The organism is Rhizobium sp. RHZ01 (genome assembly GCF_014851595.1).
GTDB lineage: Bacteria > Pseudomonadota > Alphaproteobacteria > Rhizobiales > Rhizobiaceae > Rhizobium > Rhizobium altiplani.
Map to the genome: position 1 here is coordinate 1 of NZ_JACUZZ010000121.1, position 356 is coordinate 356.

Annotated in this window: 1 rRNA gene; it reads right to left on the minus strand. The window is 53.9% G+C overall.

Annotated elements, in window-relative coordinates:
• Positions 1-257: 257 nt before the first annotated feature.
• Positions 258-356, minus strand: a 16S ribosomal RNA gene (locus IB248_RS31095); the annotation flags it as partial.

Genomic DNA, 356 nt, shown 5'->3' on the forward strand with positions numbered 1-356 from the left:
TCAAGCGTGTGCTCTAACCAACTGAGCTACGGGCCCATTCGGGAACCGGTCCAGCACAAGCCGGACAAGCGCGGTTTTTTGTCTTCATGAAGAAAGAGAAACGTGGACGGCGAAAGCTCGCCATACCGTCAGGACCGAAGTCTCTGCGGCGTATTACGTTGCGATCGTGATCTGACTGATCCGATCTTGTTCTAAAAAGCACGGGAAGGTTCATACCGTTCAAGACGGTCGTCTTACCAATTCCACAGCTTCCTTAGAAAGGAGGTGATCCAGCCGCAGGTTCCCCTACGGCTACCTTGTTACGACTTCACCCCAGTCGCTGACCCTACCGTGGTTAGCTGCCTCCTTGCGGTTAG